The organism is Noviherbaspirillum aerium (genome assembly GCF_008929045.1).
Classification (GTDB): domain Bacteria; phylum Pseudomonadota; class Gammaproteobacteria; order Burkholderiales; family Burkholderiaceae_D; genus Noviherbaspirillum; species Noviherbaspirillum aerium.
Genome location: NZ_VFAH01000007.1, coordinates 162150 through 176739 on the forward strand (window position 1 = coordinate 162150; position 14590 = coordinate 176739).

At 61.5% G+C, this 14590-nt stretch carries 14 protein-coding genes; 7 read left to right on the plus strand and 7 right to left on the minus strand.

Annotated features, from left to right (window positions below; translation table 11 throughout):
- Positions 1-45: 45 nt before the first annotated feature.
- Together FH061_RS12675 and pnuC are read right to left on the minus strand one after the other, a co-directional pair.
- Positions 46-576, minus strand: coding sequence for an AAA family ATPase (locus FH061_RS12675; RefSeq protein WP_151636192.1), 531 nt, complete (start codon positions 574-576; stop codon positions 46-48).
- Positions 566-1192, minus strand: coding sequence for a nicotinamide riboside transporter PnuC (gene pnuC, locus FH061_RS12680; protein ID WP_151636277.1), 627 nt, complete (start codon positions 1190-1192; stop codon positions 566-568). Before pnuC ends, FH061_RS12675 begins: the two co-directional genes overlap by 11 nt.
- A 298-nt stretch (positions 1193-1490) precedes the next feature.
- Between pnuC and FH061_RS12685 the strand changes: the two genes are divergently transcribed.
- The gene (locus FH061_RS12685) at positions 1491-4199 is read left to right on the plus strand and encodes a hybrid sensor histidine kinase/response regulator (protein WP_192805042.1); all 2709 of its coding nucleotides are present in this window, start codon (positions 1491-1493) and stop codon (positions 4197-4199) included.
- A gap of 711 nt (positions 4200-4910) precedes the next feature.
- On the opposite strand, the gene FH061_RS31485 is transcribed toward FH061_RS12685, so the two are convergent.
- Complete coding sequence (locus FH061_RS31485; RefSeq protein ID WP_264158740.1) at positions 4911-5033, minus strand: hypothetical protein; 123 nt, start codon at positions 5031-5033, stop codon at positions 4911-4913.
- 359 nt (positions 5034-5392) lie between these two features.
- On the opposite strand from FH061_RS31485, the gene FH061_RS12695 reads away from it, so the two are divergent.
- Complete coding sequence (locus tag FH061_RS12695) at positions 5393-5827, plus strand: response regulator (RefSeq protein WP_151636194.1); 435 nt, start codon at positions 5393-5395, stop codon at positions 5825-5827.
- Positions 5828-5901: 74 nt separating this feature from the next.
- Positions 5902-7557, plus strand: coding sequence for a response regulator (locus tag FH061_RS12700; protein WP_225984636.1), 1656 nt, complete (start codon positions 5902-5904; stop codon positions 7555-7557).
- 117 nt (positions 7558-7674) lie between these two features.
- Here the strand turns inward: FH061_RS12700 and FH061_RS12705 are convergent, their stop codons facing one another.
- The 4 genes from FH061_RS12705 to FH061_RS12715 all read right to left on the minus strand — a co-directional run bounded on the left by FH061_RS12705 (position 7675) and on the right by FH061_RS12715 (position 11430).
- The gene (locus FH061_RS12705) at positions 7675-8130 is read right to left on the minus strand and encodes a response regulator (RefSeq protein WP_151636195.1); all 456 of its coding nucleotides are present in this window, start codon (positions 8128-8130) and stop codon (positions 7675-7677) included.
- A gap of 201 nt (positions 8131-8331) precedes the next feature.
- Entirely contained in the window at positions 8332-10584 is a 2253-nt protein-coding gene (locus tag FH061_RS12710) for an ATP-binding protein (RefSeq protein WP_151636196.1), read from the minus strand.
- A gap of 16 nt (positions 10585-10600) precedes the next feature.
- Complete coding sequence (locus FH061_RS30440; RefSeq protein WP_192805043.1) at positions 10601-10768, minus strand: hypothetical protein; 168 nt, start codon at positions 10766-10768, stop codon at positions 10601-10603.
- Positions 10765-11430 carry a biliverdin-producing heme oxygenase gene (locus FH061_RS12715; RefSeq protein WP_151636197.1) on the minus strand — a complete coding sequence of 222 codons (666 nt, stop codon included), beginning with the start codon at positions 11428-11430 and terminating at the stop codon, positions 10765-10767. The genes FH061_RS30440 and FH061_RS12715 overlap by 4 nt, the downstream gene beginning before the upstream one ends.
- 262 nt (positions 11431-11692) lie before the next feature.
- On the opposite strand from FH061_RS12715, the gene FH061_RS12720 reads away from it, so the two are divergent.
- The 4 genes from FH061_RS12720 (at position 11693) to FH061_RS12735 (ending at position 14501) form a co-directional block, all read left to right on the plus strand.
- A complete protein-coding gene (locus tag FH061_RS12720; protein WP_151636198.1) occupies positions 11693-12859 on the plus strand; it encodes a DUF3182 family protein in 1167 nt (388 codons plus the stop codon).
- Complete coding sequence (locus tag FH061_RS12725) at positions 12846-13655, plus strand: alpha/beta hydrolase family protein (RefSeq protein WP_151636199.1); 810 nt, start codon at positions 12846-12848, stop codon at positions 13653-13655. Before FH061_RS12720 ends, FH061_RS12725 begins: the two co-directional genes overlap by 14 nt.
- A 154-nt stretch (positions 13656-13809) precedes the next feature.
- Positions 13810-13992, plus strand: a complete 183-nt coding sequence (locus tag FH061_RS12730; protein ID WP_318841006.1) for a hypothetical protein — start codon at positions 13810-13812, stop codon at positions 13990-13992.
- Between the two features lie 83 nt (positions 13993-14075).
- Positions 14076-14501 (plus strand): OsmC family protein, encoded by a 426-nt coding sequence (locus FH061_RS12735; RefSeq protein WP_151636201.1) that lies wholly within the window; start codon positions 14076-14078, stop codon positions 14499-14501.
- The last annotated feature ends 89 nt before the right edge of the window (positions 14502-14590 follow it).

Below are 14590 nucleotides of genomic sequence, written 5' to 3' on the forward strand. Positions count from 1 at the left end.
GATTGCCGCATTACCGTATTGCAGGAAAATCGGTATGTCGGCCAGTCAGAGCAGGCGTTCCAGCAGCGAGGCGGCGGTTGCCAGCCGCTTCGCTTCGCTGCCGCAGACGAGTTCATAGCGAATGCCCTGTTCTTCCAGCGTCGCCAGCAGCATTGCATGAATCGTGTGCCTCACTTCGTCGGACTCCCGCTGCATTCCATCCGCGATCCAGGGCATATCGGGCAAGGTTACCAGCGTCATGTCATAACGGCGTTCGCCGGCCAGCGCCGCAAGCCGCTGGTCCACGCGATTCCAGTAGAACCGACTGTAAAGCGCAGTCATGACCGGCGTCGTGTCGCAAAAGAGGAAGCGTGTTGCATGCAGCGCACAGGCGTCTTCACGCTGTACCTGAATGCGTGCGATATCGTGCTGTTCGTGTTCACAAGGCGTGCGGCCATGCGTCTCGACAAACTCCCTCAGATATTCGGGAACCCATAGCGTGCCGTAGCGCGCAGCCAGAGCCGCGGCCAGGGTAGACTTTCCGCTGGATTCCGCACCCAGAATGGCAATGCGTCGTATCCTGGCGTCAGCTGGCATTGATGGTTCCCGGAGGTGCCGCCATGTCGGCTTCAAGCGCACGCCGCCATGTCCGCAGGCCTATCCATGCCAGCAGGATGAACAGGGCGTAGAGAATGGCGGTCAGCGTCAGTTGCTTGTACAGATACAGCCCCACATAGAGCGCATCCACCACGATCCAGACATGCCAGTTCTCGACCTTTTTCCGGGCCAGCAGTATCTGGCCGACCAGGCTGCCCGCTGTCAGAAAGGCATCGATATAGGGAACGTCGGTGTCGGTGTAGGTGCGCAGAAAAAAGGACAGGAGCAGGAAACCGGCAAGCCAGGCGACCAGGCAGCCGATGCGGCCCGAGGATGACAGTGTGGAAACGCTCAGCCCGTGATGCATTTTGCCGCCGCGCAGCCACTGATGCCATCCCCAGACCGCCGTCCCGATGAAGACGAACTGCAGCCCCATGTCGCCATACAGTCGGGAATGGAAGAACACCACGGCATAGGTCGCGGAAGATACGATGGCAAACAGCCATGCCCAATGCACTTGCCGGATATCGAGCGCCACGGTCGCGACTGAAAGGACAAAGGAGATCAGTTCAAGCGGCGTGGTGGTCAACCCGAACAGGGGAAGCGGATCATTCATCGGTGCGGACTGCGGTAATGGGAAAGACGACAGGCGGCTCGTATAGTAGAGCATTTTCAGCATGGCCATCCTGCCGACATTGCTCGTTTACCGGCTTGCCCGATCAGAGCCGCTGGAAATTCCGTGTTTGTACAGAGCCGCGCGTCCCGTCAGAGACTGAATTATTCTCGCAAACAATTTACCGCACCTTAACCGTTTTCGATTGGGGAATTTGTGTAGGATGTCTGTCTTACTTCCGCCATCAAGCGGGCTTCCACTTATATTGATGAACTCAGCGAATATCCCAACAGTCGGTGCAGTGCCCATCTTTTCCTCGCGTGGGGAGATCGCACGTCAATACCTGGGATATGACTGGAAAACCTCTCCACTGGGTATTCCTGATGCATGGCCGCCGGTATTGCGCAATACCGTCAACCTGATCTTGCATTCAGCCTTTCCGATGTTCGTCTTGTGGGGGGAACGTCTCCATTGCCTTTATAACGACGCCTATGTCGGCATTCTCGACGGCTTGCATCCGGCGTCGTTTGCCACGCCTTTCTTCGATATCTGGCCGGAAGTGGAAACCACGATCGCTCCGATCATTGCGCGCACAATGGCCGGGGAGTCGATCTTCTTTGAAAACATGCCGGTTCTGCTTGATCGAACCGGCTATCCCGATCAGGCCTGGTTCACCTTTTCCTATTCCCCGCTGATGAACGAGCACGGCACCATCCAGGGCGTGCTGTGCACTTGCATGGAAACCACCCGGCAGGCGCGTGTCGAGCAACGGCAGAGTTTTCAACTTGCCATCGCGGAGCGCTTGCGCGGTTTGTCCAATCTGCATGTCATCGCGCATGAGGCAAGCCGCCTGCTGGCGCGGCAGCTAGGCGTCAGTGACGTCGTGCTGGGGGAAGTGGATGAAGCCGGCGGCACAATCCGCCTCAACGGACGTCCGTCCGACGGCAGCGAAGGCATCGGCGGCATCGATGTGCGGTCTATCGCCGATCTGGGCGAGGAAATGCTGTCGTTGCTGCGCAATGGCAGTGCCTTGGTCATTGATGATTTGCAGGACAGGGGACGCAACGCCTGGATCGGAAATGAAGGCCGCGACAGGTTTGCCCGGCGATGGGCGGGAGATGTACGATCATTCGTCATTGTGCCGATCATTCGGAATCACGAATTGCGAGCGCTGCTGTTCGCCGAACACGGGCAGCCGCGTTCATGGCTGTCGCACGAAGTCGACCTGATCAAGGATGCCGCCGAATACACATGGCTGGTGATCGAGCAGGCAAGGGCGGAAACGGCGCTGCAGGAAAGCGTCACCGCTCTCGAGCAGCTCAACCGGGTCAGCGAATCCGTGCATTCGGAACTGCTTCTGGAACCTTTGCTGCAGAAGGTGACGGATGCCGCTGTCAAGATCACCGGAGCGGAATTCGGCGCCTTCTTTCATAACGTGGTCGACGAGCAGGGGGAGTCCTACATGCTCTACACCATTTCCGGTGTTCCCCGCGAAAGTTTTTCCGGCTTTCCCATGCCGCGCAATACCTCGATTTTCGCGCCCACCTTCGGCGGCGCCAACATCAAGCGCAGTGACGACATCACGCGCGATCCGGATTATGGAAAGAGTGCGCCGTATGAAGGCATGCCGCCGGGGCACCTGCCTGTGAGAAGCTATCTTGCGGCACCGGTGAAAAGCCGCGACGGGCAGGTCTTCGGCGGCATCTTTCTCGGCCACGCCCAGCCCGGCCGCTTCACCGCCGCACATGAACGGCTGCTGCACGGCATTTCGGTGCAGGCCGCCATCGGCATCATCAATTCCCGCCTGTACCGGGAAACGCAAACGCTGCTCAAGGCCGAACGCGAGGCGAGGGCGAATGCGGAACGCGAGAGCCGGCTGAAGGAAGAATTCCTGTCGGTGCTGTCGCATGAATTGCGCACGCCGCTCAATGCGATCGCCGGCTGGTCCGAACTGCTGCGCATGCAGCGTGCGGGCGACGCCGACCTGCAAAAGGCCCTGACGGTGATCGACCGCAATGCCCGGGCGCAGGCCCGCATCATCGACGATCTGCTCGACATCAGCCGCATCATTAGCGGCAATCTGCTGCTCGACAACAAGCATATTGAAACGGCGCAGCTGGTGTACGAGACGGTGGAAAGCCTGCGGGTGGAGGCCGACGCGAAACAGATACGCATCGAGCTTTCCATCGATGGAAGCGCAATCGTTTACGGTGACGCCGCGCGCCTGCAGCAGGCATTGTCCAACCTGCTGACCAACGCCATCAAGTTCTCGATGAAGGGAGGTGTCGTGCGGATCGTGCTCGAATCCGATGCGACGCATGTCCGGATCGTGGTTGCCGATCGCGGCCGAGGCATCGATCCGGCGTTTTTGCCGTATGTCTTCGAGCGTTTCCGCCAGGCCGACGGTTCGATTTCGCGCCAGTTTGGCGGCCTGGGACTTGGTCTTGCCATCGTCAAGAGCCTGGTGGAACTGCACGGCGGAAGAGTCGAGGCAGCGAGCGACGGAATCGACAGGGGCGCCCGCTTCACCATCGAATTGCCGGTGGTGATGGACGGTACGGCAGCCGCGCAAGGAAAAGCCATTGGCGCAGCCGAACCATGGACAGCGGCGGCGGATCGTCCCGCGGCATTGAGAGGCATCCGGGTGCTGGTCATCGATGATGAGCCGGACACGCGCGAACTGTTGAGCAACGTGCTTGGCGATGCCGGCGCGATCGTCCGCGTCGCCTCGTCCGTCTCCATGGCCCTGGAGCAGATCTCCATCGAACGGCCGGACCTGGTGCTCAGCGACATCGGCATGCCGAATGAGGATGGCTATGCGTTCATCGCGCGCTTGCGGGCAATGGAACGGGAGCAGGGCTTGCCGCAGCTGCCCGCGGCCGCGCTGACAGCTTTCGCTCGGCCGGAAGATATGCGGCGCGCCCTCGATGCCGGATTCCAGATGCACCTCTCCAAACCACTCGCCCTTGCGGCTGTTATTTCAGCCGTTGAGAGCCTCGCAGGGCGCTAGGGCCTGTTCACACTACATTCGGGAGATGCGTTCGCACCATGACGCGTGTTGCCGGTGGCGCATGGCGATGGAAAGGCTGGCCGCCTTTGCTAGAGCGGTTTCCCCCTGACCTGCCCGCCGATCCCGGACAGATTGCCGTCGGCACTGCGTTGTGACTCCTTGCCAAGCCGGCTTGCAGAGACACAAGGGCAAGAGTCCGATCAACCCGTATTGCCGGCCCAGCCGCCGCCAAGCGCCTTACAAACGCTGACGGCCGCCGAAAAACGCGCGAGGTCGGCCTGCACAGAGCTGTCCTCCGCCGACAGGCGGGTGCGCTGGCTGTCGAGCAGAGTGAGCAGATCCTGCGGGTCGGACTTGTACCGTACATTTGCAATGCGATAAGCCTTCTGCGACTCCGCAGCGGCGTGCCAGCAAGCCGCCGCGGGTTTCGCTCGTTGCCGCCGTATCGAGCCTGTCCTGCACTTCCTTCAATCCGGTCAGCGTGCCACCCGCAACCGTGGTGGCCAGCAAGCGGATGCCGGGGTACAGCGCGGCTCGCGCCGTACCGATATCGGCATGCCCCGCTTGCAGCGATGCCGATGAACCGCCTTCAATCGCAGAACCTCCGCAGCGGCCTGCCCAGCAGCACGGCCGGCGCAATTTGCGCTGGCCGCAGTTCCTGTTTCAGGTGCGCAGGCACCGAAAAGGAAGATGCCGGCCACCGCGAGTCCTTTATTCCGATGCCAGGACCATGACCGGGTCCAGATGCGCCGCCTGAACGCCATATTCATGCCGGATGCCTGCGCCGATGCCGCCCCCCAGCAGCGAGATCGCGGCGACCGAGCCAAGCCGCATCGTCGATTGTGTTCCGCGTCGCGGCCGTCTCCAAGACGCTGCATTCGCATCCCGACCGCACCGTCGATACGCATGTCAGGAACTTGCGCCGCAAGCTCGATCCGGCCTCGCCGGAAGGTCGACTGCTTCATTCGCTACGGCGTAGGCTAACGTTTCGAAGGATGGGAAATACTACTTTGGGCATGTATTTCATTCCGGAATCGGAAATCAAACTTAATTTACAGCAAAGAGCGGCGGCAAAAAAAGGTTTAATATAGATCAATTCTGTAAAGTTGCCGATACGCGGCCTTTACCGGTTTCACCACCGTTTTGAAACTTTTGCGACGGCTGTGTCGGGTAGGTCCGGTCAGCTGCTACTTATGGCACAAGATACTCGTCCTCCGCTCCACGCATTGATTGTTGAAGATAATTCCGATCTGGCACGGCTTTTCGGCGATCTGCTTGAAGTACTTGGCTGCACGGTCAACATCGAGTGGAATGCCAACGCCGGCCTGAGGGTCGCCTTCGAGCGCCTGCCGGACCTGGTGTTCTGCGACCTGACCATGCCTGGCGAAAAAAATGGCTTCGACGTCGCCCGGGAAATTCGCGCCAATTCCAAGCTCAAGGATACCTGGCTGATCGCGGTTACCGGTTATGACACCCCCGAAACCCATGCTCGCGCCAAGGAAGCCGGCTTCGACCGGATCTTTCCGAAGCCGGTGAAATTCGCGCAGATTCAGGCCGTGCTTGAAGATGTACGCCAGCAGGGACGTGTCGGCTCCTCCGATGCGGCAGATACCAAGCCGGCCAGCTAGATTGGCGGCCAGCCGCTTTCGCAGGCGCATCCCGTACGGGCGCCGGCGGCAGCGGGCCATCGGAATTTTGTCTCATGATGATCAAAGCGGACCAAACTGCACCGAGCGTGCTTCTGATCGACGACCAGAGCATGGCGGAAGATCTGATCCGGCACATGCTGCGTGACCGGCCGGATATCAGGCTGCATTACTCACCCGACGCCGCAGAAGCATTGAACATGGCGCTGGCCTTGCGGCCAACCGTCGTCCTGGTCGACCTGCGCATGCCGACCGTCGACGGCCTGGGCGTTACGCGCAGTCTGCGCAGCCATGCCGAGACGCGGCGGATCCCGGTCGTGCTGCTGTCCTCGGAAGACGATGCCGAGATCAAGGCTCAGGCCTTCGCCGACGGCGCCAACGATTACCTGGTCAAGTGGCCCGACAAGCGGGAGCTGGTAGCGCGCATCTGTTACCACTCCAGCGCCTATCTCGCGCACAAGCAGCTCGATGATGCTTTCGTGTCCCTGCGCCAGAGCAAGGAAGAGCTGCTGCTGCGCACGCAGGAGCTGGCGCAAAGCCAGGCGGCACTGCACCAGGCGCAGAAAATGGAAGCCGTCGGCCAGCTCACCGGCGGCGTCGCGCACGATTTCAACAATGTGCTGCAGGTCATCAACGGCAATCTCGAATTGCTCAAGCTGCTGACCGAAGGCAACCAGGCCGCGCAGAACCGCATTGCCGCCGCCGTAGTGGGAGTCGACCGCGGCGCCAGGCTGGCATCCCATCTGCTAGCCTTCGCACGGCGCCAGCCGCTGCAGGCGGTCGTGATCAATGCCGGCGAACTGTTGCAGGGCATGGATGAATTGCTGCGGCATTCGCTCGGCGACCTGACCACCGTGGAGACAGTCATTGCCGACGGTCTCTGGAATACCACCGCTGATCCGAGCCAACTCGAAAACGTCATCCTCAATCTGGCCATCAATGCCCGCGATGCCATGTCCGGCTCCGGCACCGTGAGGATCCATGCCCGCAATGCGGGTGTTGGCGGACATATCGCCGAATGTCCGGACCGCGACGGCGGCCGTTATGTACTGATCGAAGTTGCCGATACGGGCACCGGCATGCCGCCGGAAGTGCTGGAGCGGGTGTTCGAGCCCTTTTTCACCACCAAGCCGGCGGGACAGGGCACCGGCCTTGGACTGAGCATGGCGTACGGCTTCGTCAAGCAGAGCGGCGGCCATATCCGCATGGAGAGCGAGGTAGGCAAGGGAACTACCGTGAAGGTGTTCCTGCCATGCACAGACGACCATGCTGCCTGGGGGAAGAAAGCGGCTGCCGAACCGGTATTCGGCGGCATCGAAACCATCCTGGTGGTCGAGGATGAGGCCGATGTCAGGGAAACCACCGCGCAGCTGCTGACCAATCTCGGCTACCTCACGCTGAAGGCGGAAGATGCCAATTCGGCATTGCGCATCCTCGAGAGCGGTACGCATGTGGATCTGGTATTCACCGATGTCGTGATGCCTGGGCCGCTGCGCAGCGCCGAATTCGCCCAGAAGGCCCGTCACATGCTGCCGGGTCTGCAGGTATTGTTCACCTCGGGATATTCGGAAGGCATACTGGCGCATGGCGGCCGTGTCGATCCCAGTGTCAGCTTGTTGCGCAAGCCCTATACGGCGGAGGCGCTGACTCAGAAAATCCGGACGCTGCTGCGGGGCAGGGAAGAATCCCGGCCGGCCGAGGTGCAGCGATGATCAGCCGTCCCGCCGTCCCGCTTCCTAAAGCCGGCGCCTTGCCGGCTCCAGCCAGGCAAGGCCGCGCCGATGGGGTTGATGAAGGTCGACAGGGTGCCGCGTTCTGCAGCTTGAATGTTACTTGCGCCGGATATAGCGGGCCGATCCCGGCGGCGGCTCATTGAGCACCGCCCAGAAAATACCCAGGTCGGAGATGGCGCGTACGAATTCCTGGAAATCGACCGGCTTGACGACATAGGCATTGACGCCCAGCTCATAACTGCGCAACAGGTCCTGCTCTTCCCGCGACGATGTCAGCATCACCACCGGCGCGCTCTTGAGGCTGGGCGTGGCGCGGATATGGCGCAGCACTTCAAGCCCATCCACCTTGGGCAGCTTCAGGTCGAGCAGGATGACTGCGGGATTGCCTGCGGGACGATTGCTGAAGCTGCCCTGGCAGTTCAGGTAATCCAATGCTTCGGCGCCGTCCCGCACGACGATCACTTCATTGGCCAGCTGGCTTTTTTCAAGCGCAATCAGCGTCAGTTCCAGATCGTTCGGGTTATCTTCGACCAGAAGAATCGGCTTTAACATAGGGAATACTCATTTCATCAATAGGCAAGGCGAACGGATCCGGACCAGTCTACCGCCGGGCGGCGGGTCGGGTACGTTCCGGCTTGTTCCTGCGGGTTTTCATCAGGATGGACACCGCGCGTCAAATCCGCGTGCCGGAATCCATTCCGATGGAAACGCGATGCGCCGGTGAAAACCGGCGTTGCCGCTTCCTGTTCTTGTTTACTCAAGTACGATCTTCCGGGGAAGCGCGAAGGAAAATGTCGCCCCCTGGTCGACTGCGCTCTCGGCCCAGACGCGTCCGCCATGTCGCTCGACGATGCGGCGCACATTGGCAAGGCCGATGCCCGTGCCCTGAAAATCTTCCATCCGGTGCAGGCGCTGGAATACGCCAAACAGCTTGTGCACGTATTCCATGTTGAAACCCACGCCGTTATCGCGGACATGGAACACATGCTCGATGTCGTTGCTGGAGGCGGTGATTTCGATCACGGCTTTGTCGCGCGGGTTTGTGTACTTTACCGCATTGGACAAAAGGTTGTACACGGCGAGCTGCAGGAAATTCGGATCGGCTTCCACCACCGGCAGCGCTTCAATGCGCCATTCGATCTGCCGGCCGCCGGTCTCCAGCTGAAGCTTCTCGCGGGCGGCGTTGAACATGTCGGTCATGCTGATTTCGCATGGACGCAGCGATGCCCTGCCCATCTGCGAAAAGCTGAGCAAATCGTCAACGAGCTTGCCGGCGAAGCGGGCCGATTCCTTGATGTTCTTCAGGAAGCGGGTGCGGCGCTCGGGCGCATCCGGCCCTTCGAATTCGAGCAGCAGGTCGCTGAAGCCCACGATATGCCGCAGCGGCGCACGCAGGTCATGCGACACCGAATAGGAAAACGCTTCGAGTTCCTTGTTGGCCCTGCCCAGCTCTTCGGCCAGCTCGGCCATCTGCTCGGCACGTTCCAGGACGATGCCCAGCAGCGCCGAACGGAATTCCATCGCGATCTCGATTTCGCTGGAGCGCCAGGCGACGCTGGTGCCGTGAACCGTTTCGCGCCAGATCTCGAAACTCCTGCGCGGCGTCAGCTGCTGAGCCGGCGCACTGTTGTCGTGCTTGAGATGGGGGTTGCCGGCCCAGTCGACGGTATGGATGACTTCCGGCCGGAACCAGATCAGGTAATGATTGTGAATGCGAGAGATCGGCAGCGCCAGAATGCCGCTGGCATTGCGCTTGATGTCCGCGCCGCCCGGAAACACCGTGCATAATGCGCTGGTGTGGTAGAGGTCGTCATGCGCATTCGCGCTCAGCCATTCGATGAGTTCCCGGATTTTCGCTTCCGGCGGCGTATCGCCCATGCAGACCAGCCGGTTCTCGAATGACAATGCCGCCCCCGTTGCCCTGGCAAAGCGCAGCAGCTGCGGCGTGATGCCCTTCATGTTGTCGCCCAGGTCGGGGCCCTGCGTCAGGCCGGCCAGCATGGAGACGACCAGGCTGCGCAGGTCCAGCCGCGCATTGTATTCATCGCCGTCTTCCCGCGACTCGACCCGCAGCGCGAGGATCTGGGCCAGCTGTTCGCAGGCCGCGCGAACCTCGAACGGCACGAAGCAGGGATCGGCGTTATGGCAGGAAATCAGTCCCCACAGCCGGTCCTTGACCACGATGGACATGGACATCGATGCCAGCGTGCCCATGTTGCGCATGTATTGCAGGTGTACGGGCGATACGCTGCGCAGGGCGGCGAAGCTGAGGTCGGTCGGCCGGCCTGAAGTCGGATTGACCGCCGGATGCAGCCGTGCGGGCAGGTAATCGGCGTCGGAAATCAGGCGTATGCGGCTGGCCAGATACAGTTCCCGCGCCTGGCGCGGCACGTCCGATGCCGGAAAGCGCTGGTTCATGTAGGAGTGATATCCGGGATCCAGCGCTTCGGCCAGTACATGGCCATGGCCGTCATCATCGAAACGGTAGACCAGGACCCGTCCGAAGCCGGTTACCCGCTTGATATGGTTCGCGGCGAGCACGCTCATTTCCGCCACCGAGGCGGTATCGCCGAGCTTCGACAGGAAGCTGCCGATCAGCGAATACAGCAGCCGGAAGTCGGCCTGCGTCTTGCGGCCCGCCTTTTCGAATTCGAGAATGATGAGCCCGTCATGCGCATGCGCGAGCACGTCGACATGAAATTCGCTGACCGGTTCTAGCGTGCCGAGGTAGGCCGGCCGGGTGGACAGCGGCTGTTCCTTTAGGCTGGAGCGGATCTGAGCCTCGCATTGCGCCCCGAGCGTCTCGGCGAGCGACAGGCCGATGACATCCGCGGGATTCCTGCCGGTCAGTTCCGAGATATTGTCGCTGACCTGCACGATCCGGCCGCCGATCTCCTCCATCGCGATGAGAAAGCCGTGCGGCTGGATGCTTCCTGGAATGCGGATGGCTTCCCGGTCGCATAGCGACAGGTCAACCTGGGGGAAATCGGTGTTTGCTGTATCCATGTGCTTGCTTTGCCGGTCAAACGCTGACGATGGTTGGGATCAGTATCTTTTCCATGCCCTCACATGCGATGACATCCTGTCTTTTTCCGGCTGGCCGGGCCGCACCCGCCTGCAGGTTAATCGCCCCGCGGTGGATTGCCGCAGTGCCTTGCCAGCTGAAAAAGTCATTGATGTCATTGCTCATGTCACGGCTTGGGAATGATCGTTGGCGGAGGCCGCGGGCAGACTTGCGCGCCCTTCATCCGTCAGGCCGCCGTCGAGGCGCGCCTGGCGGCGCAGGGCGAACCAGTCCGCCAGTGACGCGAACGCATCCGCTGCTGCCATAGCCGCGATCCGCTGCATGTCGGCTGTCGTCAGACTGCTTTCCACGCATTTGACAAAGGTTCGCCACTGTTTCGCGTTGCCATCGCCATAGCCCGCCAGCCAGCGCGGCGACCATGGGGCAAGCCTGGGCGCAAGCGCCCTGGCCAGCACCTTGGTGCCCAGCTGGGCACCTTCGATGACGTACGCAATACCGAATCTGGCAGGCAGCGTAGCCAGGTCCGGTGTAAATCCTGCGAGAGGCAGGGCATGAATTGCATCCTGCGACATGCCTGACGCCCTCAAGTCGCAGTCGATCCATTCGATCTTGCCGGCGCGGGCATGCGGCTCGATTTCCGCCGGCCACGCGGCGCGCCACAGGTCGGCGTCAAACGGCAGCATCCAGCCGCGCAGATCCTGCAGGTAATGCAGGTAGTCGTCGCGGTTCGCATCCGGGCGGGCGACTCGCAGATCGTCTTCCAGACGCTGATGCGCATCCCGGGTCGCGGCTCGCAATGCTTCAAGGGCAATAGGCTTGTTACTCATGCAATTCAATGTTGTGGATGGCGCAATGCGGCACATTCATTTGCCGGACTGAACCATCCGCCAACGAGCCCACATTGTACTATCCCCACGCCCTCATCACAGCAGCAAGCCTGCACTCGATGCCATGATGATTCGATGATCTGCGACCGCGGCAGGCTTTTTGCTTATCGATACCGGCAAGCCGGCGGTACGCCGCTTGCCTGATTCATTTCAAACGCGCCGTGTCGCTGCCATGCAGCGTGCAGGCAAGCAAGGGCGAAACATGAACATATTGCATCCGGAGACGGACACAGGAAAACCCGGGCAGGGCTGGCCGGCAGCCTTGCACAAGGTGGTGGTGACGCTGCCGGAAAAGGCCGATGGCGCCGCAGCCGGCCATGAAGTCGCCACCCATGCGGAAGTGGCGCGGCGCATTGCAGCCCTCAAGGGATGCGACTTTGCCGGCGAGTTCGACGCCCAGTGCAACTATGGCGCCCCGGTGTATTTTTTGCCCAGCGACACGCTGGTCGATGGCGAGCGGATCAGGGGTGTGGGCATACAGTGCGAACAAGACCTGTTCGGCGGTGTCGTGCCGCATGCTTTTGTTGCCACCAAGACCATTACGCACATGCTGCCCGGTCCGCTCTCCCCGGCGCCGGAAGGCTGGTCGCAGGGCTTCGGAAGCCGGGTGCAGGAAGTGGTGCTGCCCGGATATTCGGCCTTCAATCTGCATGACGCGCGCGACGCCGGTTCGCGCCTGCTCGAACGCGGGGCGGTGCGCCTCAAGAAGGCCAGCGGCGTCGGCGGCCTGGGGCAATGGGTGGTGCGCACCGTCCACGAACTCGACGATCTGCTGCATTCCGTCAATGCCGGCGACATCGAACGCGACGGCGTGGTTCTGGAATGCAATCTTGCACAAGTCGTGACCCTGAGCGTGGGACAGGTCAAGGTCGGACCGCAAGTGGCGACGTACTATGGAGAACAGCGGCTGACGCGCAACAATCGCGGCGAAGAAGTGTACGGAGGCTCGGACCTGACCGTAGTGCGCGGCGGCTTCGAGGAACTGCTTGCATTGGCACTGGAGCCGGACGTGCGTACCGCCGTATCGCAGGCATGCACCTACCATGCGGCCGCCATGAACTGCTTCCCGAGAATATTCGCATCGCGCAGCAACTATGACATTGCGCAGGGCGTCGATGAGGAAGGCAAGTGGCGTTCCGGCGTGCTCGAGCAGTCCTGGCGGGTGGGCGGTGCAAGCGGCGCCGAAATTGCGGCCCTGGAAGCCTTTCACGCCGATCCCCTGCTGCAGGTGGTAAAGGCATCAACCTTCGAGCGGTACGGAGATCAGGCCGAACTCCCGGCCGACGCCGTCCTGTATTTTCGGGGCAACGACGAACGCGTCGGCATGATCACGAAATTCGCCAGACTGGAGGCCTATGAGCATTCATGACCATACGATACGCATTCCCGTCGACGGCGAAAGCATCGACGGCACCATCGTGGCGCCGAGCACCAAGATTCCCGGCGTGCTGTTTGTCCATGGCTGGGGCGGCAGCCAGGAACAGTATCTTGCGCGGGCGCGCGAAATCGCGGCCCTGGGCTGCATCTGCCTGACCTTCGACCTGCGCGGACATGCCGGCACACAGCCCTTGCAGGACACGGTGTCGCGCGAGAACAGTCTGCATGATGTGCTGGCCGCCTATGATGTGCTGGCCAGTCAGCGCGATGTCGACCCGGATGCGATCGCGGTGGTGGGCAGCAGCTACGGGGGATACCTGGCGGCGATTCTTACCTCGATGCGCCCAGTCAAGTGGCTGGCGTTGCGCGTGCCCGCGCTGTATCGAGACAGCAACTGGGAAATGCCCAAGCGCGAACTGCACAAGGGCCAGGACCTCGGCACCTATCGCCAGACGCTGGTGCCCGCGGAAGAAAATCGCGCGCTGCGCGCCTGCGCCGATTTCCGCGGCGACGTGCTGATCGTCGAATCCGAGCTCGACCGCATCATCCCCCATGCCGTGATTTCGAGCTATCTCGATGCCTGCGCGGAACCCCGCTCGCTGACCTACCGCGTCATCAAGGGCGCCGATCATGGCTTGTCCGAACAGAATTCGCAGCGTGCTTACACCGCATTGCTGGTGAGCTGGATGACGGAAATGGTCTTTGGCGCGCGGGAAGGCGAGGAGGCCAGTCAATCCACGGTCATGCCGGGCAGCACCCTGCCGGAAGCGCCCCCCACGCCGGGGTGACGTCCCCCTGATATTTGATGCCGCGCAAGCGCACGCCTGTTTTACCGCAGGCGCCGGCAACCTTGCGCGCTGCAGTCATCCAAAGGCATTGTGTGCCCGGCACGTTTTTCAGGATGGCATCGCGGTGAAGAATCCCTGGACCAGGAAAAACCCTTTGCTCAGCATGTGGCTGAGCGGTGCCAATGCGCTCGTCGGCCCGGCACGCGGCAGGGCAAGCGCGCAGGCGAAACGCCAGGCGTCGACTGCGGCGGCGAAGGCGACGAAGCAGATGGGCGAATGGTGGCTGGCATCGGTGGCGCCGGCCGCAGCGAAGCGGAAGAAAAAGAAGCGCAGCTGACTGCCGCAGTGATGGTTGGCCGCAGCTTTCGCAAACCGGGCCGGCGCGCCGCGCCGTGCTCATTCATCAAAGGAGAACACACAATGAAACGTACCGCATCAGCTTCATGGACTGGCGGCCTGAAAGACGGCAAGGGCACCATCTCGACCCAGAGCGGCATCCTCTCGAACACGCAATACGGATTCAACACCCGGTTTGAAAACGGTCCCGGCACCAACCCGGAAGAACTCATCGCTGCCGCGCATGCGGGCTGCTTTACGATGGCGCTGTCGGCGCAGCTCGGAGAAGCCGGCATGACGGCGGAGAACCTTGCCACGACGGCTGCCGTGACCCTGGACAAGGTGGAAGGCGGATTTGCCATCACGGCCATTCATCTCGACCTGGTGGCGAAGATTCCCGGCGCCGACCAGAAGGCATTCGATGAGGCGGCCAACAAGGCCAAGGCCGGCTGCCCGGTATCGAAGGTGCTGAATGCGACCATCACGATGAACGCAAAGCTGGAGGCTTGATTACCGCCGTGCGGGCTTTCCGGCAGGCCGAAGCATGGCATGCACGGGAATCGGGATAAGAAAACGCCGGAAGCCAATGAGGCTTCCGG